1 protein-coding gene is annotated in these 386 nt (G+C 64.5%); it reads left to right on the top strand.

The features are described 5' to 3' along the window. The coding region (locus NE591_RS13150; protein ID WP_256156852.1) for a hypothetical protein at nucleotides 1-386 on the top strand (386 nt) is incomplete at both ends.

The following is a 386-nucleotide window of genomic DNA, read 5'->3' on the forward strand; positions in this document are numbered from 1 at the left end:
CAGGACGATCTGGACAACATGGATCAGCAGCGCCACGACGCCATCTTCGTCAAGCACCAGAAGGACGCCGCCGGCAACCTGCTGTACCTGGAGACGACGATCGAGAACGGCAAGGAGGTGGAGAAGGTCGTCACCAACGAGACCAACGTCACCACCGGCGAGCCGAACCTGCCCTACTCCGACAACACCGGCAGCCAGCGCCTCTACGAGGCCTACCAGGCCCGCGTGGCGTCGCTGGTCGGCGACAACCAGTGGTCCGACCTGAACTGGTTCAGCTCGCTGGCCCACGGCTACGGCCTGTTCCGCATCGCCCAGGCGCACATCGCCGGTGTGGTATGGCAGGACAACAACTACAACGGCATCCAGGACGCCGGCGAGAACGTGCG

It is taken from the genome of Adlercreutzia sp. DFI.6.23, from assembly GCF_024462535.1.
In the GTDB taxonomy this organism is placed as follows: domain Bacteria; phylum Actinomycetota; class Coriobacteriia; order Coriobacteriales; family Eggerthellaceae; genus Adlercreutzia; species Adlercreutzia rubneri.